The 23,429-nt window shown below is 65.5% G+C and carries 24 protein-coding genes, 4 tRNA genes and 1 pseudogene; 16 read left to right on the top strand and 13 right to left on the bottom strand.

Features of this window, described 5'->3' with window-relative positions; genetic code table 11:
- Window positions 1-5 precede the first annotated feature (5 nt).
- A complete protein-coding gene (locus tag BH683_RS22265; RefSeq protein WP_084838477.1) occupies window positions 6-1,301 on the bottom strand; it encodes a ribonuclease D in 1,296 nt (431 codons plus the stop codon).
- 10 nt (window positions 1,302-1,311) lie between these two features.
- Window positions 1,312-1,905, bottom strand: coding sequence for a DUF3000 domain-containing protein (locus tag BH683_RS22260; RefSeq protein ID WP_084838476.1), 594 nt, complete (start codon window positions 1,903-1,905; stop codon window positions 1,312-1,314).
- 118 nt (window positions 1,906-2,023) lie between these two features.
- On the opposite strand from BH683_RS22260, the gene hemE reads away from it, so the two are divergent.
- From hemE to hemQ, 3 genes are read left to right on the top strand one after another with little or no spacing between them, the layout of a single operon-like run.
- Window positions 2,024-3,073 carry a uroporphyrinogen decarboxylase gene (gene hemE / locus BH683_RS22255; RefSeq protein WP_084838683.1) on the top strand — a complete coding sequence of 350 codons (1,050 nt, stop codon included), beginning with the start codon at window positions 2,024-2,026 and terminating at the stop codon, window positions 3,071-3,073.
- Window positions 3,070-4,434, top strand: a complete 1,365-nt coding sequence (locus BH683_RS22250) for an FAD-dependent oxidoreductase (RefSeq protein WP_084838475.1) — start codon at window positions 3,070-3,072, stop codon at window positions 4,432-4,434. Before hemE ends, BH683_RS22250 begins: the two co-directional genes overlap by 4 nt.
- 54 nt (window positions 4,435-4,488) lie before the next feature.
- A complete protein-coding gene (hemQ, locus tag BH683_RS22245) occupies window positions 4,489-5,184 on the top strand; it encodes a hydrogen peroxide-dependent heme synthase (RefSeq protein WP_084838682.1) in 696 nt (231 codons plus the stop codon).
- Window position 5,185: 1 nt separating this feature from the next.
- On the opposite strand, the gene BH683_RS22240 is transcribed toward hemQ, so the two are convergent.
- The 3 genes from BH683_RS22240 to BH683_RS22230 form a co-directional block, all read right to left on the bottom strand.
- Entirely contained in the window at window positions 5,186-6,415 is a 1,230-nt protein-coding gene (locus BH683_RS22240) for a glycosyltransferase family 87 protein (protein WP_084838681.1), read from the bottom strand.
- Between the two features lie 120 nt (window positions 6,416-6,535).
- Window positions 6,536-8,062, bottom strand: a complete 1,527-nt coding sequence (locus BH683_RS22235; RefSeq protein WP_084838474.1) for an alpha/beta hydrolase — start codon at window positions 8,060-8,062, stop codon at window positions 6,536-6,538.
- Between the two features lie 131 nt (window positions 8,063-8,193).
- Window positions 8,194-8,958 carry a dihydrofolate reductase family protein gene (locus BH683_RS22230; RefSeq protein WP_084838473.1) on the bottom strand — a complete coding sequence of 255 codons (765 nt, stop codon included), beginning with the start codon at window positions 8,956-8,958 and terminating at the stop codon, window positions 8,194-8,196.
- 34 nt (window positions 8,959-8,992) lie between these two features.
- On the opposite strand from BH683_RS22230, the gene zapE reads away from it, so the two are divergent.
- Window positions 8,993-10,006, top strand: coding sequence for a cell division protein ZapE (gene zapE / locus BH683_RS22225; protein WP_084838472.1), 1,014 nt, complete (start codon window positions 8,993-8,995; stop codon window positions 10,004-10,006).
- 16 nt (window positions 10,007-10,022) lie between these two features.
- Here zapE and BH683_RS22220 read toward each other — a convergent pair whose 3' ends face one another.
- The 5 genes from BH683_RS22220 to BH683_RS22205 form a co-directional block, all read right to left on the bottom strand.
- Entirely contained in the window at window positions 10,023-10,556 is a 534-nt protein-coding gene (locus tag BH683_RS22220) for a GNAT family N-acetyltransferase (protein WP_246833525.1), read from the bottom strand.
- 67 nt (window positions 10,557-10,623) lie between these two features.
- Window positions 10,624-10,827, bottom strand: coding sequence for a hypothetical protein (locus BH683_RS29070; RefSeq protein WP_246833524.1), 204 nt, complete (start codon window positions 10,825-10,827; stop codon window positions 10,624-10,626).
- Between the two features lie 93 nt (window positions 10,828-10,920).
- A tRNA-Val gene (locus BH683_RS22215) sits at window positions 10,921-10,995 on the bottom strand.
- A gap of 32 nt (window positions 10,996-11,027) precedes the next feature.
- Window positions 11,028-11,101, bottom strand: a tRNA-Cys gene (locus BH683_RS22210).
- Window positions 11,102-11,122: 21 nt separating this feature from the next.
- Window positions 11,123-11,195, bottom strand: a tRNA-Gly gene (locus BH683_RS22205).
- Here BH683_RS22205 and BH683_RS22200 point away from each other — a divergent pair.
- Window positions 11,166-11,366, top strand: a complete 201-nt coding sequence (locus tag BH683_RS22200) for a hypothetical protein (protein ID WP_143696113.1) — start codon at window positions 11,166-11,168, stop codon at window positions 11,364-11,366. The two genes, BH683_RS22205 and BH683_RS22200, sit on opposite strands and share 30 nt — an antisense overlap.
- Window positions 11,367-11,418: 52 nt before the next feature.
- Window positions 11,419-11,490, top strand: a tRNA-Val gene (locus BH683_RS22195).
- A 76-nt stretch (window positions 11,491-11,566) separates the two neighbouring features.
- Here the strand turns inward: BH683_RS22195 and BH683_RS22190 are convergent.
- The 3 genes from BH683_RS22190 to BH683_RS22180 form a co-directional block, all read right to left on the bottom strand.
- Entirely contained in the window at window positions 11,567-11,881 is a 315-nt protein-coding gene (locus BH683_RS22190; RefSeq protein WP_084838469.1) for a hypothetical protein, read from the bottom strand.
- On the bottom strand, window positions 11,878-12,441 hold the full coding sequence (locus BH683_RS22185) for a recombinase family protein (RefSeq protein ID WP_084838680.1): 564 nt from the start codon (window positions 12,439-12,441) through the stop codon (window positions 11,878-11,880). Before BH683_RS22185 ends, BH683_RS22190 begins: the two co-directional genes overlap by 4 nt.
- A gap of 230 nt (window positions 12,442-12,671) precedes the next feature.
- A complete protein-coding gene (locus tag BH683_RS22180; protein WP_084838468.1) occupies window positions 12,672-13,298 on the bottom strand; it encodes a DUF2461 domain-containing protein in 627 nt (208 codons plus the stop codon).
- Between the two features lie 151 nt (window positions 13,299-13,449).
- Here BH683_RS22180 and BH683_RS22175 point away from each other — a divergent pair, with 151 nt between their 5' ends.
- From BH683_RS22175 to pdxS, 10 genes and pseudogenes are all read left to right on the top strand, one after another.
- A complete protein-coding gene (locus BH683_RS22175; RefSeq protein WP_084838467.1) occupies window positions 13,450-14,589 on the top strand; it encodes an acyl-CoA dehydrogenase family protein in 1,140 nt (379 codons plus the stop codon).
- Window positions 14,586-15,881 (top strand): acyl-CoA dehydrogenase family protein, encoded by a 1,296-nt coding sequence (locus BH683_RS22170; protein WP_084838466.1) that lies wholly within the window; start codon window positions 14,586-14,588, stop codon window positions 15,879-15,881. The genes BH683_RS22175 and BH683_RS22170 overlap by 4 nt, the downstream gene beginning before the upstream one ends.
- A gap of 134 nt (window positions 15,882-16,015) precedes the next feature.
- Window positions 16,016-16,399 (top strand): TIGR02611 family protein, encoded by a 384-nt coding sequence (locus BH683_RS22165; protein ID WP_246833543.1) that lies wholly within the window; start codon window positions 16,016-16,018, stop codon window positions 16,397-16,399.
- A gap of 104 nt (window positions 16,400-16,503) precedes the next feature.
- The gene (gene thrS / locus BH683_RS22160) at window positions 16,504-18,603 is read left to right on the top strand and encodes a threonine--tRNA ligase (protein WP_094647663.1); all 2,100 of its coding nucleotides are present in this window, start codon (window positions 16,504-16,506) and stop codon (window positions 18,601-18,603) included.
- A complete protein-coding gene (locus BH683_RS22155; protein ID WP_084838465.1) occupies window positions 18,600-19,172 on the top strand; it encodes an HIT domain-containing protein in 573 nt (190 codons plus the stop codon). The genes thrS and BH683_RS22155 overlap by 4 nt, the downstream gene beginning before the upstream one ends.
- Window positions 19,173-19,209: 37 nt before the next feature.
- Complete coding sequence (gene pgsA / locus BH683_RS22150; RefSeq protein WP_084838464.1) at window positions 19,210-19,872, top strand: phosphatidylinositol phosphate synthase; 663 nt, start codon at window positions 19,210-19,212, stop codon at window positions 19,870-19,872.
- Window positions 19,869-20,789 (top strand): phosphatidylinositol mannoside acyltransferase, encoded by a 921-nt coding sequence (locus BH683_RS22145; RefSeq protein WP_084838463.1) that lies wholly within the window; start codon window positions 19,869-19,871, stop codon window positions 20,787-20,789. Before pgsA ends, BH683_RS22145 begins: the two co-directional genes overlap by 4 nt.
- Window positions 20,786-21,910, top strand: coding sequence for a glycosyltransferase family 4 protein (locus BH683_RS22140; RefSeq protein WP_084838462.1), 1,125 nt, complete (start codon window positions 20,786-20,788; stop codon window positions 21,908-21,910). The genes BH683_RS22145 and BH683_RS22140 overlap by 4 nt, the downstream gene beginning before the upstream one ends.
- A 77-nt stretch (window positions 21,911-21,987) precedes the next feature.
- Window positions 21,988-22,476, top strand: a pseudogene (locus BH683_RS22135) (exopolyphosphatase); the annotation flags it as partial.
- Between the two features lie 201 nt (window positions 22,477-22,677).
- On the top strand, window positions 22,678-23,429 hold a 752-nt coding region (gene pdxS / locus BH683_RS22130), incomplete at its 3' end, for a pyridoxal 5'-phosphate synthase lyase subunit PdxS (RefSeq protein WP_246833542.1).

Here is a 23,429-nt window from a genome sequence, read left to right as displayed (position 1 = left end):
CGTGCTCAGTCGGTCGCCGGCACAACTGCGAGGGCGTCGGCGATCACCGGTGAGGTCAGGTGGATCTGCCACGGCCGTGCGCCACCGACCGCCAGTCGGGTGGCGACGGCCTCCGGCGTGGCAGATGGCACGTCGTCCCAGCACAGTTGACGAACCAGCTCGGGCTGCAGCAGATTCTCCACCGGCGTGTTCACCTCTTCGGCGAGCGCTGTCAGCGCCGCGCGTACCGCGGTCAGCCGCGCAGCGGCCTCAGGCGACTTGGCTTCCCAGCGATTGACCTGGGGCAGCCCGGTACTCGGTGGTCGCCGGGGCGGCAGTTCGGAGTCCGGGAGTCGTCGCGCCGCTTCGAGTGCCGACATCCATCGACCGGCCTGCCGGCGTTGGCGTGGACCGCCGAAGACGGGCAACTTGTACAGCTCATCCAGCGTTTTCGGATCCGCGACCGCAGCGGCGACGATTGCCGAGTCCGGCAGGATCCGGCCCGGTGCCACGTCGCGTCGACGTGCCACGTCCTCACGCGCAATCCATAACTGCTGCACGGCGGCCAAGGTTCGAGTGGACTTGATGGTGTGGATTTTCGATACCCGCCGCCACCGATCCGGACGCGGCGCGGGCTCGGGCCTGGCAAGCACGGCAGCGAATTCCTCCGCGGCCCATGTCTCTTTCCCCGCCTCGACCAGCGCAGCCTGGACTGCATCACGGAGCTCGATGAGAACCTCGACGTCGAGGGCCGCGTAATTCAGCCAATCGGCCGGGAGTGGACGTCGCGACCAGTCCGCGGCACCGTGGCCCTTGACCAGGCCGAGCCCGAGGAAATGCTCCACCATCGCAGCGAGGTTGACCTTGGGGATCCCGAGCAGCCTGCCCGCCAATTCGGTGTCGTAGAGCGCAGCACAGCGGAAGTTCAGCTCGCGTAGGCACGGCAGGTCCTGGTCCGCGGCGTGCAGGATCCACTCGGGACCGTCGAGGGCGGCTGCAATCGGTCCGAGGGCGTCAGGATGATCGATCGGGTCGATGAGCATCGTTCCACTGCCCGCGCGCCGGATCTGGACGAGGTAGGCGCGTCCGGAATACCGGAAGCCTGACGCCCGCTCGGTGTCGAGCGCGATCGGCCCGGTGCCGGCAGCCAGCGATCGCCCGGCCTCGGCGAACTCATCTGGCGTGGTCAGCACCGGTGGCACGCCGTCGGCCGGTTCGGTCAATGGGGTCGGTGGGGGACCCTCGTCGACCGAAGGCGCCTCGGCACCCGTGGGAATTGCCTCGTCGTCGGAAACCGGTGGCGGCTCGATTGATTCGGTCATACCGCTGGGTTCACGCTTCGGCGAACCCGAGCCGCGTGACCCCGGACGGGGGCAGGCCCGCGGCCAGGGAGAGCACTTCACAGAACGCCTCCACATGGCCGTTCAACTCATCGGTGGTCGATGTCCACGAAGCCCGCAGTTCCAGCTGATGCGCTCGCGGTGGTCCGGAGATGTCGCCGTATCGGACCGACGTCGTCGACGTGACGGTCCCTCCGAGCGCAGTGATCTCCACGTGCTCGGACTTCTCGAGGGATTCGGTCAACCAGCTCCAGGCCACCTCGGGCAACAGTGGGTCGGCGGCCAACACGGCTTCGACCTCGGCCTGGATGAATGCCACCAGGCGCATGGTTCCGTTCCAGGCCTCGTGGCCGTCGGGGTCGTAGAGCAGGATCAGGCGGCCGAAGGCGGTACCGTCGGAATCGGTGGCCACGTCGTCGCCTTCGGGCTGGGTCACCTCGGCGCCGACGGCATAGCTGTAAGGCGCCAGACGCTGCGGGGGACGAATGCTGCCGAGCTCGATCTCAGACCGGACCCTGGCCGCGTGCATCGATTCGATGGCGCTGCGAAAGACCGCAGGCTCGGTCGACGCTCCGGAAGTGGTCACTGTTCGACCGTAGGGCCCCGCCACGCCGACGCTGCGGAGGCGCGCCGTACCCGACCTACGTCGCAGCAGGCGGTGGGCCGTGGAGGCGGGGGGCGTGCTCATGGCAGCATGTCGGGTGATGACTCAACAACATGCCCGCGCCCTCTCGCCGCTGGTCGCGGCCGCCCGCGGGCAGCGCCCCGACCGTCGCCCCGTGTGGTTCATGCGGCAGGCGGGCCGCTCGTTGCCGGAATACCGCGAGATCCGCGTGGGACGCGGGATGCTCGAGTCGTGTTTCGATCCCGACCTCGTCTGCGAGATCACGCTTCAGCCGGTCCGCAGACACGGCGTCGATGCGGCGATCCTCTTCTCCGATATCGTCGTCCCGCTCAAGGCAGCGGGTGTCGACCTGGACATCGTGTCGGGTGTCGGACCGGTGATCGCCGAGCCCATCCGAACCAGAGAAGACATCCGCAGGCTCCCGCTGCTCACCCCGGAGGCCGTGGGTGCGGTGTCGAGAGCCGTGACACTGCTCAAAGCCGAGCTCGGGGATACGGCGCTGATCGGCTTTGCGGGCGCGCCGTTCACCTTGGCGTCGTATCTCGTGGAGGGCGGCCCGAGCCGTAACTACGAGAACACCAAAGCGCTGATGTACTCCGATCCCGCCGTGTGGCATGAACTGGTCGGCAAGCTCGCCGACATCACGATCGCGTTCCTGAAGGTGCAGCTCGACGCCGGTGTCGACGCGTTCCAGCTGTTCGATTCCTGGGCCGGCGCCCTCTCCGTTGCCGACTACAACACGTTCGCGCGCCCCCACTCGGCTCGGGTCTTCGCCGAATTGGCGGCTTACGACGTCCCCCGCATCCACTTCGGGGTCGGGACAGGGGAGTTGCTTCACGACATGGGCACCGCCGGCGCCGATGTGGTCGGCGTCGACTGGCGCATCCCGCTGGACGAGGCCGCTCGTCGGGTCGGACCCGGGAAAGCCCTCCAGGGAAATCTGGATCCGGCCACCCTTTTCGCTCCGTGGGAGGTGGTCGAGCGTGAGGTGCGCAGGATCGCCGCCGAAGCCGACCGGGCGCTCGACGCCGGTGCGATCGGGCACATCTTCAACCTCGGCCACGGAGTCTTGCCCCCCACCGATCCGACGGTGCTGACCAGGGTGGTGGAGTTGGTGCACTCCCTGTGAACCCTCGGGTGGCGGTTCTCGGCGGCGGGATCTCCGGTCTGGTCGCGGCGTACCGGCTACGCCGGCTGCTCAGCGCCTCGGTGGACATCGACATATTCGAGAGGTCCGACCACGTCGGCGGCACCCTGCACTCGGTCGAGGTCGGGGGAATCCGTCTCGACGTCGGGGCTGAAGCGTTTTTGGTGCGACGCCCCGAAGCCACGGCGCTGGTACACGAACTGGGGTTGACCCACCTGCTCGTCCACCCGGGAACGCTGGGACCGAACATCTTGTCGGGTGCGAGTTTGCATCCGGTGGCGCGGCCGACCCTCATGGGCATACCCGGTGACCCGGACACCGTCGCCCACCTCGCGGAGGCCGACGACCTGCGCCTGATGGCACGCGAACCCGCCCGCGCGCTGAAGTGGCGGTCCGGTCAGGACATCTCGATCGGCGAACTCGTCGGTGACCGCTTCGGGCGGTCGGTGGTCGAACGCAGCGTGGATCCGATGCTGTCGGGTGTGTACTCGGCGCGTTCAGACGATCTGGGGCTGCGGGCGGTGATGCCTGGTTTGGCGGCGCGCCTCGACGCGGGTGCACCTGATCTGACCTCCGCCGTCACCTCGTTGTTGGGGGCCGCGACGGGATCGGGCCCGGTGTTCGGTGCGTTGCTCGGTGGATATCCGGTGCTGGTGGACGAACTGCTACGGCAAAGCGCACCCATTGTGCATGTGGGTACCTCGGTCGGGGAGGTCCGTCGAACTCCCCGCGGCTGGGCGGTCGATGGTGAACCCTTCGACGGGGTGGTGTGCGCGCTGCCCGCGCCTGTGACCGCAGAGATCTTCGCCTCGGTGGAGGAGATCGCGCAGCCGCTGGCCGGGATCGACGTATCTGGTTCTGCGGTCGTCGCGATGGCGCTGGACAGCGGCGTCGAGTTACCTCAACTGTCGGGTGTCCTCGTGGCCGGGGACGAAACCTCGGTCCGCGCAAAAGCATTCACGTTCAGTTCTCGCAAGTGGAACCACCTCGCCGGCGACGGCGGGGTCGTCCGGGCATCGTTCGGCCGATACGGCGCGAGCGTGAGCGGTATCGACGATCGACAGTTGATCGATTGGGCCTCAACTGATCTGGGTGTGGTGATGGCGCTGGCGGGACAAGAGCAGACGCCTGTCCCGGTCCGAGCCGCGGTGGTGCAGCGCTGGCCCGGAGGCATCCCGCGCTATGCCCCCGGACATACAGGCCTCGTTTCCCAGATCGATCGAGATCGGCCCGCCCGGCTCGTGTTGGCCGGCGCCACCTACAGCGGTGTCGGGGTACCTGCCTGCATCGGGCGTGCTGATGCCGTCGCGCGCGTACTCGTCACCGATCTCGCCGGGGGCTGACGTAGCTCCACCTGCACGCAGGTGGGGCCTGCTGCGGGTGGCAGTATGAAATACATGACCCGCCTGGATTACGCCGAACTCAACGCCACCGTCCGCTATCTGATGTTCTCCGTGTTCTCGGTTCGCCCAGGAGAACTGGGCGAAGACCGCTCGGCCGCCGTCGCCGACGCCGAGCAGTTCTTCGGAACCCTGGCCGACAAGGGTGTGGTGGTGCGCGGGATCTATGACGTCTCGGGCCTGCGCGCCGACGCCGACTTCATGATCTGGTGGCACTCCGAAGAAGTCGAGCAGATCCAGGCCGCATACGCCGATTTCCGCCGCACCACCGTTCTGGGCAAAGTGAGCACCGCGGTCTGGAGCAACGTTGCGCTGCACCGGCCTGCGGAGTTCAACAAGAGTCACATCCCGGCGTTTCTCGCGGGTGAGGAAGCCGGGAAATACATCTGCGTGTACCCGTTCGTGCGCTCCTACGAGTGGTACCTGCTACCCGACGCCGAGCGCCGCCAGATGCTCGCGGACCATGGCAAGCAGGCCCGCGGTTACAAGGATGTGCGTGCCAACACGGTCTCGTCGTTCGCGTTGGGCGACTACGAGTGGTTGCTGGCGTTCGAAGCACCCGAACTGCACCGGATCGTCGATCTGATGCGCGACCTGAGGGCCACCGAGGCCCGGATGCACGTGCGCGAGGAAACCCCGTTCTTCACCGGACCCCGCGTGGAGATCGACCAGCTGCTCAACGCTCTGCCGTGAGCTATACCCCGGCCGGCGCTGCCGGTCGGGTGGAGCTGCCGCCGACCTCGATCTGATCGGTTTTGCGCAGGTCGAGGTAGCGGAACAGCAACACGCAGAAGACCGAGATCATCAGGAGCGACCAGCCCCAGGTGACCTTGTTGTACTCGACCGCGCGGCCGAAGGCCTCCCATCGGTCGGAATAGAAGGCATCGAACGTGAAGCACCCGTACACACCCAGCCAGGCCGGCCAGTTGCGCATCGCCGATCCCCGCAGCAGCACGGTCATCAGCAGCGGGAAAAGCAGCATCGAGTAGTAGCCCTGCCCCAGGGAGCCGACCAGCCACGAGGTGCACAGCAGCACCCCTGATGAGGTGGTGAGCCACAGCAATTCGTCGGTCTTGCGGTAGTGGCGGTACAGGAACCAGAGGCTGAACGCGGCCATCAGGACGAATGCGATCCGCAGCAGTACCACCAGCCACGTCTGTACGCCGAAGTAGGCGCCGTTGCCGACGATCGAGCTGTTGTAGTAGTCCCTTGCCTCGAACAGGTAGGGCGCGGTGCGTTTGATGAACGATCCGGGATCGGCTGACAACGGCCACGCCATCGCCGTCAGCAGGATGGGTACGCCGATGGCTCCGACGAACACCTTCCACTGCCGGTTGAGCAGCGGCAGCAGGAGCAGGACTGCGAGCACCGGCTTGACGGCGAATGTGATGCCCAGCGGGACACCGGCCCACAGGTCCTTGCGCTTGAGTGCCAGCATCATGAATGCCAGTTCGCCCAGCAGCACGAACGAATTGAAGTTCACGAAGATCAGGGTGTGTGCGACCGTCTCCGACAGGAAGAAGACGAAGAGCACGATCGGCATCACGGGGGAACGCAGTGAGTACCCGAACATCCGGGTGACCAGGTAGGCGCACAGGACCAAGACCATGACCGAGGCGAAGATGAACAGCCAGCGCGCCCGCTCGGGGTCGAGGTAACCCAGGGGAGCCATCAACATCGTGCCCGACGGCGGGTATAGGTAATGCGGATCGACGGTGTTGTAGTTCTCCGTGTACACCGGCTCGCTGCGAAGGAAGGCCAGCGCCGCGCGGTACACCGGTGAGAAGTCGTCGGTCCGATCCCCGTTCACCCCGAGGATCACCGAGCGCTGGAACACCATCAGTATCGCGACCGGCCAGAGCACCAGGGACACGATTCGGCCGATATCCACCTGAGGAAACAGGACACGGTCGGCAACGGACAGTCGCGTCGGGTTCACCGGTTCGGGCGGGTTGGTGTCATTGTTCGGCACTGCCGAACCGTACTACGGACGGGCGGATCGTCGGTGTCCGACACCGCGAGATCCGGACATCCGAGACGTCGGTCAGGCCGGGCACGCACCCTGAGCGGGTGGCTCCGCGGAGCGGCTGTAGGCGATGGCGGCTTCGCCCGCACAGTCCGAATGCGCCAGCACGGAGTAACCGAGGCCCTCCCAGGTGAGTGTCGAGAAGGTCGCCCCTGCGCCGATCAGGGCGCCGTTGATGCCGTCGGTGGCGACAGGTCCGGTGATCGGGTCTCCGGCGCCGCGAAACATCAACACCGGAACCGGGAGCTCCCCGAGCGTCGGAGGCTGGTCCCCGGACGGGAATCCGTTGCATCGCAACAGCCCGAGTGCCGAGTTGGAGCCTGTCAGCGGGTACTGCTTGCTCCATTCGTCGAGCAGGCCCGCGATCTGGTTCTGGCCGACCGGTTCGGTGGTGTCATTGCATCTCGACAGCAGTTGCCCGTCGCTGCCGCGCAGTTCGCGAGCCTGTGCGATCGCGGCGCGCAGTGGGCCCACGACGCCGGCCTCGGCGGAGGCGAGCAGGTCCGCAGCGGCGGTGATGACGGCCGTTCTGTCTCCAGGGGTCACTGCGATCGTGGTTGTGAGGGCCAACAGTATGTCGGTGTCGGACAGACCGTCGACGTCTCCGGCACGAGCCCGTTCGAGGAGACCGGCGATGGCGGCGGAGGGATCGGCGCCCAAGGAACAACTCAGCGCCCGACACTGGTCTGCGAATGTCCGTAGCGCCGCGTTGGTGCCGTCTGCCGTCTGTTGCGCAGTGACCTGAGCGCTGACGCGGTAGGGGGCGGGGGTGTCGAGGATCAGGCGGCCGAGATGGTCGGTGTAGAGCCCCGCGTATGCCAGCGCGACGCCGGCGCCTTCACCGACACCGATGACCGCGACATGCTCGACGCCCCAGATTTCGCGCAAGGCCTCGATGTCCGCGGCAGCGTTGTCGGCGGTGAACTGCACCTGGTGTGGGCTGAGCGTCTCGGTACAGCCGTCGGACGCGGACGTACCGGCGGCGGCGAGACGTTGCTCGCGCGCCGGGTTGTCGGGTGATGTGGTGCTGAAGCCGTTTGCCAGCAGTGTGCTTCGTTCCAGGTTGGTCATGCAGTCCAGCGGGGTTGAATCGCCGGTTCCGCGCCGGTCGATCGCGACCACGGGGTGTGCATCGAGCAGGTTGGCGCCACCGCCTTGTGCCAGGGACACCAGCGTTCTCGCCGAAGCGATGTCGGTGCCCGAGGTCAGGATGAGTGGGGCGGCGTCAGGGGGCGTGTCCGCGGTTCTGGCGCGCATCACCGAGACGGTCACCGTGTCGATGCTCTGCGTGCCGGGTGTCACCGAGGTGTCGAACGTCGCACAGTCGAGTGCGGTGCCTGCGGGCAGCGCCGCAGTCCCGAACCGCTGCCGGGTGTCTGAGGCGCAGTCGGACCAATCCAGATCGCTGGTGGGGGCAGTCAGGGTCGGCGGCGGCGGTGCGGTGGACGGTGCGGGGCCGCCGCCGTTGCCGTCATCGATGACGAGATCGGGCCCTGGGTCCGGCCCGGCGGAGCAACCGGTGACGACAGCGACCGCGAGAAGCATGGCTACGGACGCTCGGCGGGGCGAGACCGGGAATCGGCGAGCAGATACCGGCGACCGATGTCCGGAGGGCACGGAAGATTCTCGACGCATACCGGCGATGGGCATACCGGCGAGGGTACTGGCGGGTTGCCTCAGCGCTGATCGCGCACCCACCGCACGTACAGGTAATCGTCGTCGTCGCCGAGGACGTGCAGGCGTCGCATGGGGAGGCCTGAGCCGTCACCTGCGGTCATGTGTTTGCCTGCGCCGGGGGTCAGCAACGGACTCACCGTGACGCACAGTTCGTCGAGGAGGTCAGCTGCGACAAGCGATCCCAGCAGCGACGGGCCGCCCTCGCAGAGCACCCGCCAGGCACCGATGGCTGCGAGATGCCGGGTGACCGCGGCCGGATCGACGTGTTCGTCGCCGCAGTCGATGAGTTGTGCACCGGCGTCGATCAGCCGCGACCTGGTATCAGCAGGCGCGCTGGCACAGGTCGCGACGATCGTCTCGGGATCGGCGAGGAGCGGGTCGTCGGTGGGAATGGCCAGAGAACTGCTGAGCAACACCAGTTTCGCCGTCGGTGCCTGACCCGTTCGCAGTCGCAGGTCTGCAAGCCCCTCGTGCGGCTGAACCGTCCCGTACCCTTCGGCGAACGCCGTCCGGGCACCGACGACAACGGCGTCGGACAGCGCTCGGAGCACCATGAACAGTTGCTTGTCGCCCGGACCGCCGAGGCCACCTGACCGGCCGTCGACGGTGGCCACCCCGTCGATCGAACCGACCATGTTCGCACGCATGACTACACCGGTCGGCGGGAGCGATGGGTAGGCGTAGAGCTCCGCCAGATCCGTGTCGGTCAAAGACGTCGAGGCGTCGCCGGTTGTGAGCTGAGTCGCTTTATTCAGTGGGTGCACAGAGCCATTCTGATCGCGTCGTTAGGCTCTGCGCATGCCAGCACGTCTGAGTGACCGCACGCCGCAGGTCGCACCCGAGGCCCTGATCGGTGAGATGGTCCCGCCATCGATGTTCGACGAGGTCAGTTTCGACTCGTACATACCCGACCCGAACGAGCCGAGCCAAGCAGAAGCTGTCACGGCCGCACGCAACTTCGTCGATCGTGCCAAGAAGATCAAAGGCGGCAAGAAAGGCCTGTTCAGCAGGAAATCTGCGTCCACCGCAGGACTCGGCCTGTACCTCGACGGTGGTTTCGGCGTCGGCAAGACCCACCTGCTCGCGTCCATCTATCACGCGATGCCGGGACCCAAGGCGTTCGCCACGTTCGTCGAGGTGACCCACGTGGTGGGTGCGCTGGGATTCGCCAACGCACTCGAGAGGCTGTCGAACCATTCTGTGCTGTGCATCGACGAGTTCGAACTCGACGATCCGGGCGACACGATGCTGGTGTCGCGGTTGCTCACCGAACTCTCCGCGAAGGGCGTCTCGATCGTGGCGACGTCGAACACTCTGCCCGGCCAGCTCGGGGAGGGTCGCTTTGCGGCGCAGGACTTCCTGCGTGAGATCAAGAAACTGTCTGCAGTCTTCGAGGCCATCCGCGTCGACGGTCCCGACTACCGGCATCGAGACCTGCCGCCTGCACCTGATCCGCACACCGACGCCGAACTCGAGGCACTGGCGGAGAGCACCCCGGGTGCGACGCTCGACAACTTCGACGATCTCTGCGCGCACCTGGCCAAACTCCATCCGTCCAAGTACAAAGCACTCGTCGAAGGCGTCACGTTGGCCTGTGTGGAGGGCGTACACCCGGCAGCAGACCAGACCGTCGCCCTGCGCATCGTTGTGCTCGCCGACCGGCTGTACGACGCGGGTACACCCCTGATGGTGTCCGGCTCCAAGCTCGATGAGATCTTCACCGAAGAAATGCTCTCCGGCGGATATCGGAAGAAGTATCTGCGCGCGACGTCTCGACTGCTGGCGCTGTCGAGGTTCGCCGAGAAAAGCTAGGGCAGGGGGTCGTGGGTCAGATGGCAGGCGGGCGCGCGAGCACGAAGTCGCTGCACCGCTTGCCGTTGACCACGAACGACTTCCGGCCCACGACGGCGAAACCCATCTTCTGATAAAAGCGCTGGGCACGAACGTTCTGCTCGTTCACCCCGAGCCACACCAGCGCGCTCCCGTGTGTACGTCCGTGTGAGAGCGCGGCGTCCATCAGTCGGGCAGAGACGGTGCGACCGTGGAAGCGCGGTAGGACGTACATTTTCGAGATCATCGTCAGCGGTCGAGCGGTGATCGCCTCGCGCACATCAGGGTCGGTCGGTTCGCCGTCGACGAGGAGCGCATAACCCACGATCGAATCGGATGCGGGATCGACGGCCTTGAGGACATGGCTGTCCTGGCCGGCGAGGTGTGAGCGGAAGTGGTCCGCGGAGAGATTGGCGGCGACGAAGTGCGCAGCGTCCGCAGCAGAGAGTTCAGGCGGACATGCGAGAGGAAAGGTGAGGGCCGCAACGGCGGCGAGTTCGTCGGCGTCCGCCGGATCGGTCGTCGGTGCCACTGCGACTGCAGCTGCGACGCCTGAGGCCGGGATTTCGTTCGGGGCGCCCGCGCAGGAGCGGTCCGGGTCAGACAGAAGCCAGCACCTGATCGGCGCCCGTGATGCGACGGGCAGCGTGATGGAGGGCGTCTTCGCGCTCGACGAGGTCGGCGTGCCTGCGGGTGATCGGCAGCAGTTCGAGCAGGACCTGACTTCCGCTGATCGCATAGTCGTGGGTGCTCACCCAACCGAGGGTGAAGCGGAGCGCGTCGCGGTCGTGGCTGTCGTTCATGTGCATTCCTGAGGTGGGTACCGGGATCGGGTGACACTTGGTGCTCGGGACATGAGAAAGACCCGGGTTCGCCGGGTCATTTCTGTCGTGAGCTGGTGCGCGATACAGGGATTGAACCTGTGACCTCTTCCGTGTCAGGGAAGCGCTCTCCCGCTGAGCTAATCGCGCGAGACTGTGTTTAATTGTCGAAGCTGAACTCGTGGAGGCGGCGACGGGAATCGAACCCGTGTGCACGGCTTTGCAGGCCGTTGCCTCACCACTCGGCCACACCGCCACAGTGAAAAATCTTTCTCCGAGCGGATGACGGGATTCGAACCCGCGACCCTCACCTTGGCAAGGTGATGCGCTACCAGCTGCGCCACATCCGCACGCTGCCAGATTGTTGCTCTCTGGCTGCGGTGGTGAACATTATCGGACGTACCGGCAAAGCAACAAATCCGCTGGTCACAGACCTGACTGCCGACACGTTCGGCGCCGCGGGCGCGACGGCGTCGGGTTCGGTGGACCACCTGCCGGTGATTTGGATTCGGGCGGGGTGAGCGTGTTAATGTCTTTCGGTCGCAGACCCCCGGTTATACGGGTCTCATGCGCGGTCCCGTGGCTCAGTGGAAGAGCGTCCCGTTCACACCGGGAAGGTCGCTGGTTCGATCCCAGCCGGGACCACAGCAAGCATGGATAGGCCAGAGGCCCTCGTCGCATCACGCGCGAGGGCCCTTTTGCTCTCGTGAGCATCAGGTGTTCACCGTGGTGATCGTGGATTCCCGTGTCGTAGGTACCCGTACAGCGCCGCCCGGTATCCGCGGGTATAGCTCGGTTCGTCCGCTGTCAGATCAGGTTCGGCTGCCATCGTCAGCGTCGCAAAATGGTGCGCCCAGGGTGTCGGCATCGACTCCAGTCGGGTGAGCGCGTCGTCGAAACCGTGCTGGAACGGGTCGGGGTCGAGCGCGACGTCCAATTCCGGATCTATGAGCGGAAACGAGGTCGGTAGGCGGGTCGCGACACCGTATTGGGTGACGATGTCGAGTTCGGGGAGGTCGGGTTCGATGGTTGTCACCGCACCGACCTCCGTTCTGCCAGGGATCGATAGAGCGTCGCTCGGCTGACCCCCAGTCGGGTGGCGATCGTGGGGACCGAGTCGCCGCGGGCGCGCATGCGTTCGGCCAACGCCACTTGATCGTCGTCCAGTGCGCGCGGTCGACCGACCGCGGTGCTGTCCGGACGGGGATGCGTGGCCCTCGACTGCCTCACCGGCCGGTTCTCGTCGTCCAACTCGGCCAGCGAGGCGAGCACGCCGACGATCATCCCGCCTGCCACCTCGGTCGAGTCGACACCTTCGTCGAGCGAGCGAATACCGATGTGGCGTCGGGCAAGTTCCCTCGCGGTGACGAACACTTCGTCGATGGTGCGCCCGAGCCGGTCGATACCGACCACAACGGTTACGTCGCCGGCTCGCGCGTAGTCGAGCAGGGCGGACAGACCCGGGCGTGCGGTGGTGAGGTCGGCGATGTTGTCGCTGTAGATCCGATTCGGCTCGACACCCCCATCGGTCAACTCGTCGATCTGGGACTCGAGGCTGCGGCGCCCGGCACCTGCGCGGGCGTATCCCAGCAACATGCCGGGGCTCGCGGTGGTCGTACCTGTTTGCATGCCCGTCACCGTATCGCAAAACTATTGAGATTTCGGTTCAGATGTCGGCGTGTACGGAAAGTTTTGCGACATCGACATCGGCAACTCGACGACCTAACGCTAACCAAAATGGGGCAATTGGCACGGTGTGATTGCTCGCTATATCGAGACGGTAGTTATGAGAGTGTCGCAATATTCGAGGGCGGGTCGCGCCAGGATCATCCGTGGCGAAGCGCCCATTCGACAAGAGGTGTGCCCGACCTCCAGTCCGCGCGTACGCGATCGACGAGTGCCGGACTGTGGATGAAGTCTTCGAATCCGTAGTCCCGTGAAGCTGTGAGGGTTTTGTGGCGTAGTAGCGCAATTCGTGGATGGTCTTTGTCCCACCCGCGGGGTGCGGTCTTGAGGACACTGCCACCGATCTCCCACCCGTCCACCTGTAGGGCGTCGATGAGTTCCTCGAGTGCGGGTCCGTGGAGATCGTGGTCGACCGCCGCACGCAGGTTCGCCAGTCGCTCCGGTGTGGCTTCGTAAAAGCCGACGGCGACCTTTACTCCGGGTGCGCCGACTTGCACGTAGTAACCGGTGGCCGGTCCGACGGCGATGAACGCTCCCTGATGTGTCTTGTACGGGGTCTTGTCCTTCGCGAACCGGACGTCGCGGTAGGGGCGGAACACCTTGGGCTGACCGAACTCGCTGCCCAGCGCCTCGACGAGCTGGTTCATCGGGCCTGCCACGGCACGGCGGTACGTCTCCTTGTGTGCTTCCCAGAAGGCTTTGGAGTTGTCCTGCTCCAAGTCGTCATAGAAGTCCAGCGCGGCCTCGGGGAATCCCTGAAAACTCATCGCCAGATCGTACGTTCGAGGCGGATCGGGGTGGTTCCGCTTGCCTCGGCAGGCCCGAAGAGGCTACTAATGGAATCCGGATGAGAATAATATTCTCCCTGTAGGAGATGCATGTATTTGCAGGTCGACCGAGGTTAGGACATTCACGCCCATGTTGCTGGAGCTGACGGACGATCAGGAGTTCTTTAGGGACAACACCGCAAAATTTCTTCGCGAGCAGGTACCGCCCGCCGAACTTCGCCGCCTTCGTGTCGAATCGAGGGGATTCGGCGCCGACTACTGGCGGCGAGGTGCGGAACTGGGCTGGACGAGCCTGCTGGCGCCCGAGGACCAGGGTGGCGGGATCATCGGCGACTCGGGTCTCGAGGATCTGTCGTTGATCGCCCACGAGTTCGGCCGGCATGCTGCGCCCGGTCCGCTGATACCGACAAACGTGGTGATCGCCCTGCTGAGCAAGTACCCGCTGGACGACCGCGCCGAGTTGGTGCAGTCGCTCATTGCCGGGACATCGACGGCGGCATGGTGTGTGAGCGAACCGAATCCGAGGTCGACCGCTGCTGCACCTGCCGTCGAGATCGAGATCGACGGGGCGCACGTCATCGTGCGCGGTACCAAACGTCCGGTCGAGGCGGCTGGGACGGCGGACGTCCTGTTGGTCGCCGGGCGGACGGGGGACGGCTTGTCTCAGGTTCTCGTTCCGCGAGATACCGATGGGGTGCGGGTGAACTCGCTGACATCGATTGATCTCACCCGTCGCTACGGCGTCGTGGAGTTCGACGACGTGCGTCTGCCCGCCACCGCTCTGGTCGGGCATCCGGCGCAGGCCGGCGACGACGTGACCCACGCCCAGGACATCGCGATCGTGATCAGCTGCGCCGAGTCGGTGGGCGCTCTGCAAGCGGCGTTCGAGATGACCCTGGATTGGGCATTCGACCGGTATTCGTTCGGACGTCCGCTCGCCTCCTATCAGGAACTGAAGCACCGTGTCGCGGACATGAAAGCGTGGCTCGAGGCGAGTCACGCGATCACCGACAAGGCCACCGCATCAGTCGCCCGCCACTCGGCCGACGCCGCGGAACTGGTCAGCGCGGCCAAGGCCTACGTCGGTGGCTACGGCGGGGACCTGATGCAGGACTGCGTGCAGATCCATGGCGGCATCGGGGTCACCTTCGAGCACGATCTGCACCTGTTCGCGCGCCGGGTCGCGGCGAACAGATCGAACTACGGGACACCCGCAGAGCATCGGCAGAAACTCGCCGACATCGTCGAGCGCGAGGAGACCAGCGCATGAGCACACAACAGGTAGCTGTACACACCGCAGAATCGGACCCTGCGGAATCGGTCGCGAGCTTCCGGGCACGGGCGCGCACATGGATCAGGGCCAACCTCGAGCGCGCCGATCCCGCCGCTCATGTCGGCGTCCTCAGGAACGAAGGTGCCGACGAGGACGAACTCGCCCACGTCGAGCACGAGCGCACGCTGCAACGGAGGCTGTTCGACGCCGGGTTCGCCGGCGTCTGCATCCCGCCCGAGTACGGCGGTAAAGGGTTGACCAGGGCCCATCAGCAGGCGCTGAACGAGGAGATGACGGGTTACGAATACCCGGCCCGGTTGCAGTCGCCGACCTTCGCCCCCTGCGTCGGTGTCCTGATGGATTTCGGGACCGAAGAGCAGAAGATGCGACACATTCCGGCCATCCTGCGTGGGGAGGAGATCTGGATGCAGTTCCTCTCCGAACCCAGCGGTGGCTCCGACGTGGCCGGGGCGCTGACGACCGCCGTCCGCGACGGCGACGAATGGATTCTCAACGGGTCGAAGATCTGGACGACGGGCGCGTGGTGGTCGGACTGGGCATTGTGCCTGGCCCGGACGAATTGGGATGTGCCCAAGCATCGCGGATTGACGGTGTTCATGCTTCCGCTGAAGGCGGCGGGGATCGAAGTCCACCGCATCGAGATGCTCAGCGGGTCCAGGGAGTTCTGTCAGGAGTACCTCACCGATGTCAGGGTTCCCGACTCCGATCGTGTCGGCGAGGTCGACGACGGTTGGAAAGTCGGCACCAGGTGGATGTTCCACGAGCGGATGGCGTCCAACTCGCCGTACACAACCCTTCCGGGGGGCGGCTCACGTGGTGGATCCCGTGTATCGGAGCTGTTCGAGGTCGCCCGTGATGCGGGCCGCCTCGACGACCCGATCAGTCGTGATCTCCTCGGCGAGGCGCGGATGCTCGACGTCGTCAAGGCGGCGCTCGGTGAGCGAATCGGTCGCGGCATCGCCTCGAGGGCGATCTCCGATCAGTCGGCGAGCATCGCCCGATTGGTGTCGGGCCTGGCCGCCACTCGCACCACGTCCATCAGCTACGAGTTCACCGAGGCCTCGGGCGCGGCATGGGATTCCGCAGATGGCGCAGTCGTCGAGCGTGGCACCGACTACCTGATGCAGCAGGTGTCGTGTATCGCGGGCGGCACGACCGAGATGGCGCGTAACGCGATCAGCGAGCGCGTTCTGGGCATGCCACGCGAGCACACGCACGACGTGGGGCTCGCGTTCCGGGACGTCCCGAAGAACAGGTCGGCGACCTAGCCTGGTTGTGTATTCCGTACTCTGTCAGGGAGAGTTCGTGATCGCTCAACTTCGGACGAAGGATCGTTGCAGTGCCTGAAGAAGCCGGTGTCGACGTCGAGCGCGAACGCCCGGCCTCGGGCATCCTCGCTGCAATCTCCAACAAGCGCAACGAAATTCGCGACAAGAAAAAGCTCAATCTGACTTATCGCTGCGTGGTGGGGGTAGTCGGGGCGGCAGTGATGATCGGCGGGATCGTGCTGATCCCGTACCCGGGCCCCGGGTGGCTGATCGTCTTCGCCGGACTGGGCATACTGGCGTCTGAGTTCGAGTGGGCACACCGGCTCCTGAAGTTCGCCCGCGGAAAATACGACTTGTGGATGGACTGGGTCAAAGAGCAGCACTGGAGCGTGCAGGCGCTGCTGGGCCTTCTCACCTGCGCAGTCGTCCTCGCGACGCTGTGGTTGCTGGGCGCCCTGGGCCTGGTTGGCGGGTGGGTCGGGATCGACTGGTCTTGGCTACAGAGCCCGATTTTGTAGAAAGCGGACATGCCGCGGCACCACCGGACGTGGGACGCGCATCCGACCGGCACTAACATCATGGACTGATGAGCCAGCTCGGCCGATCCGGTCGTAGTGGTCTGATGTCGACAGGAGCTTTCCAGGTGTCCGAGAACCCAGTTGTCTTGCCCGCTGCCACGATCACGGTGGCGGCCGGGACCACCGCGGGCGCGGCGCTACGCGAAAGCGGGCATCCGAACAAGGGCCCGGAAGCGATCGTCGTGGTCCGTGACGCCGGAGGCGCACTCCGGGATCTGTCCTGGTCACCAGCCGAGGACGCGATCGTAGAACCCGTCGCCGCCGACACCGAGGACGGCCGCAGCGTCATCAGGCACTCCGCGGCCCATGTGCTGGCCCAGGCCGTGCAGGAACTCGATCCGACGGCGAAGTTGGGGATCGGCCCTCCCATCGAGAACGGCTTCTACTACGACTTCGATGTCGATCAGCCGTTCACACCGGAAAATCTGACCGCGCTCGAGAAGAAGATGAAGCAGATCATCAAGTCCGGTCAGCGCTTCTCGCGGCGGGTGTACGGCACGGTCGACGAGGCGAAAGCCGAGTTGGCGGGCGAGCCGTACAAACTGGAGCTGGTCGACGACAAGGGTTCGGCGGACGATCCCGAGGTGATGGAGGTTGGCGGCGGTGAGCTCACCGCCTACGACAACCTCAATCCGCGCACAGGCGAACGGATCTGGGGCGATCTGTGCCGTGGACCGCATGTGCCGACGACGAAATACATCACCGCGTTCAAGCTGACCCGTAGTTCCGCCGCGTATTGGCGCGGCAACCAGGACAACGCCGACCTACAGCGGATCTACGGCACCGCGTGGGAATCGGCCGAGGCGATGGACGCCTACCTCGAACTCCTCGCCGAGGCTGAACGACGGGATCATCGGAAGCTGGGTGCCGAACTCGATCTGTTCAGCTTCCCCGATGCACTCGGATCGGGCCTGCCGGTGTTCCACCCCAAGGGTGGGATCATCCGCAAGGAGCTCGAAGACTATTCGCGTCGCCGCCACATCGATGAGGGGTACGAGTTCGTGAACACCCCCCACATCACCAAGGGCAATCTGTACGAGATCTCCGGCCACCTCGACTGGTACAAGGACGGCATGTTCCCGGCGATGCATCTCGACGCCGAACTGGACGAGGACGGCGCCGTACGCAAACCAGGTCAGGACTACTACCTGAAGCCGATGAACTGCCCGATGCACAACCTGATCTTCAACGCCCGTGGGCGTTCGTACCGCGAGCTGCCGTTGCGGCTGTTCGAGTTCGGGTCGGTGTACCGCTACGAGAAGTCGGGTGTCATCCACGGGCTCACCCGGGTGCGCGGTATGACACAGGACGACGCCCACATCTACTGCACCAAAGAGCAGATGCGCGGCGAGCTGACGACAACTCTCAACTTTGTGCTGGGCCTGCTCAAGGACTACGGGCTCGATGACTTCTATCTCGAGTTGTCGACCCGGGATCCGAAGAAGTCCGTCGGATCCGACGAGATCTGGGATGAGGCAACGGCCACCCTGGCCGAGGTCGGCGAGGCGTCGGGACTCAGATTGGTCCCGGATCCGGGTGGGGCCGCTTTTTACGGACCCAAGATCTCGGTGCAGGTCAAAGACGCCCTCGGCCGCAGCTGGCAGATGTCGACCATTCAGCTGGACTTCAACCTGCCGGAGCGGTTCGAGATGGAGTACACCGGCCCCGACGGATCCAAGCATCGGCCGGTTATGATCCACCGGGCGCTCTTCGGATCGATTGAACGCTTCTTCGGAGTTCTGACCGAGCACTATGCAGGCGCGTTCCCGGTCTGGCTCTCACCGGTGCAGGTGGTGGGTATCCCCGTCGCCGACGCCTTTGTCCCGCACCTGGAAACCGTTGTGTCACAACTGCGGGATCGGGGACTGCGCGCGGAGGTCGACGCCTCCGACGATCGGATGCAGAAGAAGATCCGGAACCACACCACGGGTAAGGTGCCCTTCATGTTGCTGGCGGGGGAGCGCGACGTGGAAGCGGACGCGGTGAGCTTCCGGTTCCGTGACGGCACCCAGGTCAACGGGGTGCCGGTCGCAGAGGCGGTGACGCTGATCGCCGACTGGTCGGCCGCGCGGCGCAACGAATCCCCGACCGCCGACCTGATCGAAGCGATTCGCCAGGTTCCCGCGGGTGGGGAGGCCCCGTGACCTCGGCCGACGGCCCCGGGATCCTCCGCGACGAGGGGCCCGGCGATCCCGATCGGTTGCAGCGATTGTGGAGCCCGCATCGGATGTCGTACATCACGGCGGCCCCACTGTCCGGTGACGAGTCGTCGTCGGCCAAGTCGGTGCACCCTTTCCTCGACATCCCGACGATGTCGGACGAGGCGGGCCTGATCGTCGCGCGCGGCGAATCGGTGTATGCCGTGCTCAACCTGTACCCGTACAACCCGGGCCACATGATGATCGTGCCCTACCGACAGGTGGCCGACCTCGAGGATCTCACCGAGGCCGAGAGCCGTGAACTGATGGTGTTCACGCAGAAGACGATCCGGGCGATCAAGTCGGTCTCCAACCCCGATGCGTTCAACGTCGGACTCAATCTGGGTGCCGCAGCAGGCGGGTCGCTCGCGGAGCACCTGCACCAGCACGTCGTCCCGCGGTGGGGCGGCGACGCCAACTTCATCACCGTTGTCGGTGAGACGAAGGTGATGCCCCAGTTGCTTCGCGACACCCGAGGTCTGCTCGCACAGGCCTGGTTGAGGCTGGAGGGTTGATGAGAGGCGCTGGGTTGACGGAGAGCATGCTGGTTCCATGTTGAGTGTGCTGGGCCGGGCGTCGGTGTCAAAGGTCACGCTTCCCCTGGGGAGGGCGTTGATCAAGACCGGACTCACGCCTGATGCCATGACGATGATCGGGACCACAGCGACGATCGCCGCCGCGGTGACGCTGTTCCCGATGGGGTACTTGTTCGTCGGCACCCTCGTGATCTGGTTGTTCGTGATGTTCGACATGCTCGACGGCGCCATGGCCAGGGCACGCGGAGGTGGCACCAAGTTCGGCGCCGTCCTCGACTCCACCTGTGACCGGCTCGCCGACGGAGCGATCTTCGCAGGGCTCGGCTGGTGGTGCCTCGTGGAGGAACCGAGTAAGCAACTGTTCGTCGCCACGATGATCTGCCTGGTCACCTCTCAGGTGATCTCGTATGCGAAGGCGCGTGCCGAGGCCAGTGGGCTCAACGGCGACGGCGGACTCATCGAACGTCCTGATCGCCTGATCATCGTGCTGGTGGGCACGGGCCTGACCGGCCTCGGTCTGTCGTGGGCGATCCACATCGCGATGTGGCTGTTGGCGGTCGGCAGCGTGATCACCGTGTTCCAACGCATGTGGTCGGTGTACAAATCGCCCGGTGCCACCGATCTGCAACCCATTGCCGCCCCGACTGCTGTCGCGGACGAGGACGGACCCACCGCGTGAGTTCGGTGGGCGAACGGCTGGCGGATGCCGGCTACGCGGCCGGGTGGTCTCTGGTGCGCCTGCTCCCGGAGTCGATCGCGCGGGCCGCGTTCGATCGAGCCGGTGACTTCGTCGGCGGCCGGAACGGCGGGCCCCCACAGCTCCGCAAGAACTTGGCCCGCGTATTGGGCTGTGCGCCCGACGAGGTGCCGGAATCGTTGATGCGTGAGTCGATGCGGTCCTATGCGCGGTACTGGCGTGAGGCGTTCCGGCTCCCGACCATGGATTTTGCGCTTGCTGCGTCGCGGGTCGACCTCCCGGCGCCCGATCATCGTCTCCTCGACGATGCACTGGCCAGGGGCAAGGGTGTGGTCCTGGCGCTTCCTCACAGTGGGAACTGGGACATGGCCGGGGTGTGGCTCGTGCAGAACGTCGGCACCTTCTCGACCGTCGCGGAACGACTGTCTCCAGAGTCGCTGTTCGAACGGTTCGTCCGCTACCGCGAGTCCCTGGGTTTCGAGATCTTCGCGCTCAGCGGGGGTGAGCAACCGCCCTACGGTCAGCTGGCCAACCGGCTTCGATCAGGTGGCGTCGTCTGCCTGTTGGGGGAGCGGGACCTCGCCGAACACGGAGTGCCTGTCACATTCTTCGGCGAGCCGACCCGGATGCCTGCCGGGCCGGCGAAACTGGCGATCGACACCGGGGCTGCCCTCATCGCGGTTCATCACTGGTTCACCGGCCCGGACACATCGCGGTTTCGCCTGTCGGGACCGCTCGACACCTCCGGTGGGGTCGCCGCGGCCACGCAGTTGCTGGCGAACGAGTTCGAGTCGAACATCGCGGCCCACCCGCAGGACTGGCACATGTTGCAGCCACTCTGGCAGGCCGATTGGTCCGACGCGCGACGACGCCGCATCGACGGCGAGGCCACGCGATGAAGATCGGCATGATCTGTCCCTACTCGTTCGACGTTCCCGGGGGCGTGCAGGCCCACGTCATGGAGCTCGCGCAGGTTTTCATCAACCGCGGTCACACGGTGAGTGTCCTGGCGCCGTCCGGAAAGGACACCGAACTCCCGGAGTACGTGGTGTCGGTGGGTGAAGCGCTGGCCTTCCCGTACAACGGGTCGGTGGCACGGCTGAATTTCAGCCCCAAAGCCTATGCGCGACTGCGTCGGTGGATCAGGGACGAGAAGTTCGACATCCTTCACGTCCACGAGCCCAACTCGCCGAGTATCTCGATGATGTCGCTGATGGTGGCGCAGGGCCCGATCGTGACGACCTTCCATGCCGCGACCACGAAGTCGTTGCTGCTCAGTGTCTTTCAAGGAATCTTGCGCCCGTACCACGAACGGATCGCCGGCAAGATCGCGGTGTCCGAGTTGGCCCGGCGGTGGCAGATGGAATCCCTCGGGTCTGACGCCGTCGAGATCCCGAACGGTGTCCATACGCAGTCGTTCGCGAACGCCGAACCGTTCGAGGGGTACCCGCATCCCGGCCGGACCGTCCTGTTCCTCGGCCGCTATGACGAACCCCGCAAGGGCATGGACGTGTTACTCGACGCGCTTCCCGCAGTGGTGGCTCGATACCCCGACCTGAGAGTGCTGGTCGTCGGCGGGGGACATGAGCGCACGCTGCGCGGGAAAGCCGGCGAGCTCGCCGATCACATGGTCTTCCTCGGCCAGGTGGATGACGAGGTCAAGGCCCGGGCCCTGCGCTCGGCCGACGTCTACTGCGCGCCCAATCTGGGGGGCGAGAGTTTCGGCATCGTCCTCGTGGAGGCCATGGCAGCCGGAGCGGCAGTGGTCGCGAGCAAGCTCGACGCGTTCCGGCGGGTCCTCGACGACGGCCGGGCCGGAGTCCTCGTCGATGTGGGCGACTCCGACGAGCTGGCGTACGGGATCATCGCCGCCCTCGGCGACGACGAGAGTCGCGCCGCGATGGTCGATCGGGCGCGGGTGCGCGCCACCCGGTACGACTGGTCGCAGGTCGCCGATCAGATCCTGCGGGTCTACGACACCGTGACGGTGGGCGCAGGCAAAGTCATCGTCTCCGACTGACCCCCGACCGACACCCCCCCAGCCAGCCCCGAGACAGCATCGCCGCCCGTAAAGGGGTGACTGCCCGAAAGGACTTCATGACCGTCTCCGCCCTGACCGTCCTCATCCTGGGCATCATCACGGTGGTGGTCCTTCTCGGCCTCGGTTGGGCCTACAAGACGGCAAACCGGCTCGATCGCCTGCATGTACGGGTGGACCTCGCCTGGCAGGCGCTCGACGCGGCACTGGCTCGGCGAGCCGTGGTGGCGAGGTCGATCGGTGCCGGCCTCGGCGGGGAGGGTCGTGAGCTGATCCTTGCGGCCGACCGGGCAGAGGGCGCCGCCAGAGCAGACCGCGAACGGGCAGAAAATGTCGTTTCCGCCGCCCTGGCGCAGATCGACAGCGCCTCCTTGCGTTCTCAGTTGGTCACCGAACTCGCAGATGCCGAGACGCGGGTGATGATCGCCCGCAGATTCCACAACGATGCGGTCAGGGACACCCTTGCCCTGCGAGGCAGACGCCCCGTCCGATGGCTCCACCTGGGTGGCACCGCCCCGACGCCGCTGTACTTCGAGATCGTGGAGCGGGCAGCCGTCTGAACAGCTCGGACAGCCCTCACCCCGCTCTGCGGGACCGCGCAGCGACAGGACCCTGGCAGAAAGCCTAGACTGGAAGCTCAGCAATCGACCCGACTTGTAGGAGCAGTAGACGTGAGCAGTGCCCCAGACCTTGGTTCATCGGTGAAGCCGGAGACGTCCGGTACCGGAACCGCGCGTGTCAAGCGTGGGATGGCCGAGATGCTCAAGGGTGGGGTGATCATGGATGTCGTCACCGCGGAGCAGGCGACGATCGCCGAGGATGCGGGTGCTGTTGCGGTGATGGCTCTGGAGCGGGTTCCGGCCGATATTCGTGCCCAGGGTGGTGTGTCGCGGATGAGTGATCCGGACATGATCGATTCGATCATCTCTGCGGTGTCGATTCCGGTGATGGCCAAGGCGCGGATCGGGCATTTCGTCGAGGCGCAGATCTTGCAGAGCCTGGGTGTGGACTACGTCGATGAGTCCGAGGTGTTGACTCCGGCTGATTACGCCAACCATATTGACAAGTGGCAGTTCACGGTGCCGTTCGTGTGTGGTGCGACGAATCTGGGTGAGGCTTTGCGGCGTCTGACCGAGGGTGCGGGGATGATCCGTTCCAAGGGGGAGGCCGGTACCGGTGATGTGTCCAATGCCACGACCCATATGCGCAAGATCCGCGACGAGATCCGTCGGTTGACGTCGTTGCCGAAGGATGAGTTGTTCGTGGCCGCGAAGGAGTTGCAGGCGCCGTATGAGTTGGTGGTCGAGGTGGCCGAGAGCGGCAAGTTGCCGGTGACGTTGTTCACTGCCGGTGGTATCGCGACGCCGGCTGATGCGGCGATGATGATGCAGCTCGGTGCTGAGGGTGTGTTTGTCGGGTCGGGGATCTTCAAGTCCGGCAATCCCGCGGAGCGGGCGGTTGCGATCGTGCAGGCGACCACGTTCTATGACGATCCCGATGT

Origin of the sequence: Williamsia sp. 1138 (genome assembly GCF_002095435.2) — a bacterium.
GTDB lineage: Bacteria > Actinomycetota > Actinomycetes > Mycobacteriales > Mycobacteriaceae > Williamsia.
Note: the sequence above shows the minus strand (reverse complement) of the source record. Positions and strands in the feature narration are given on the sequence as shown.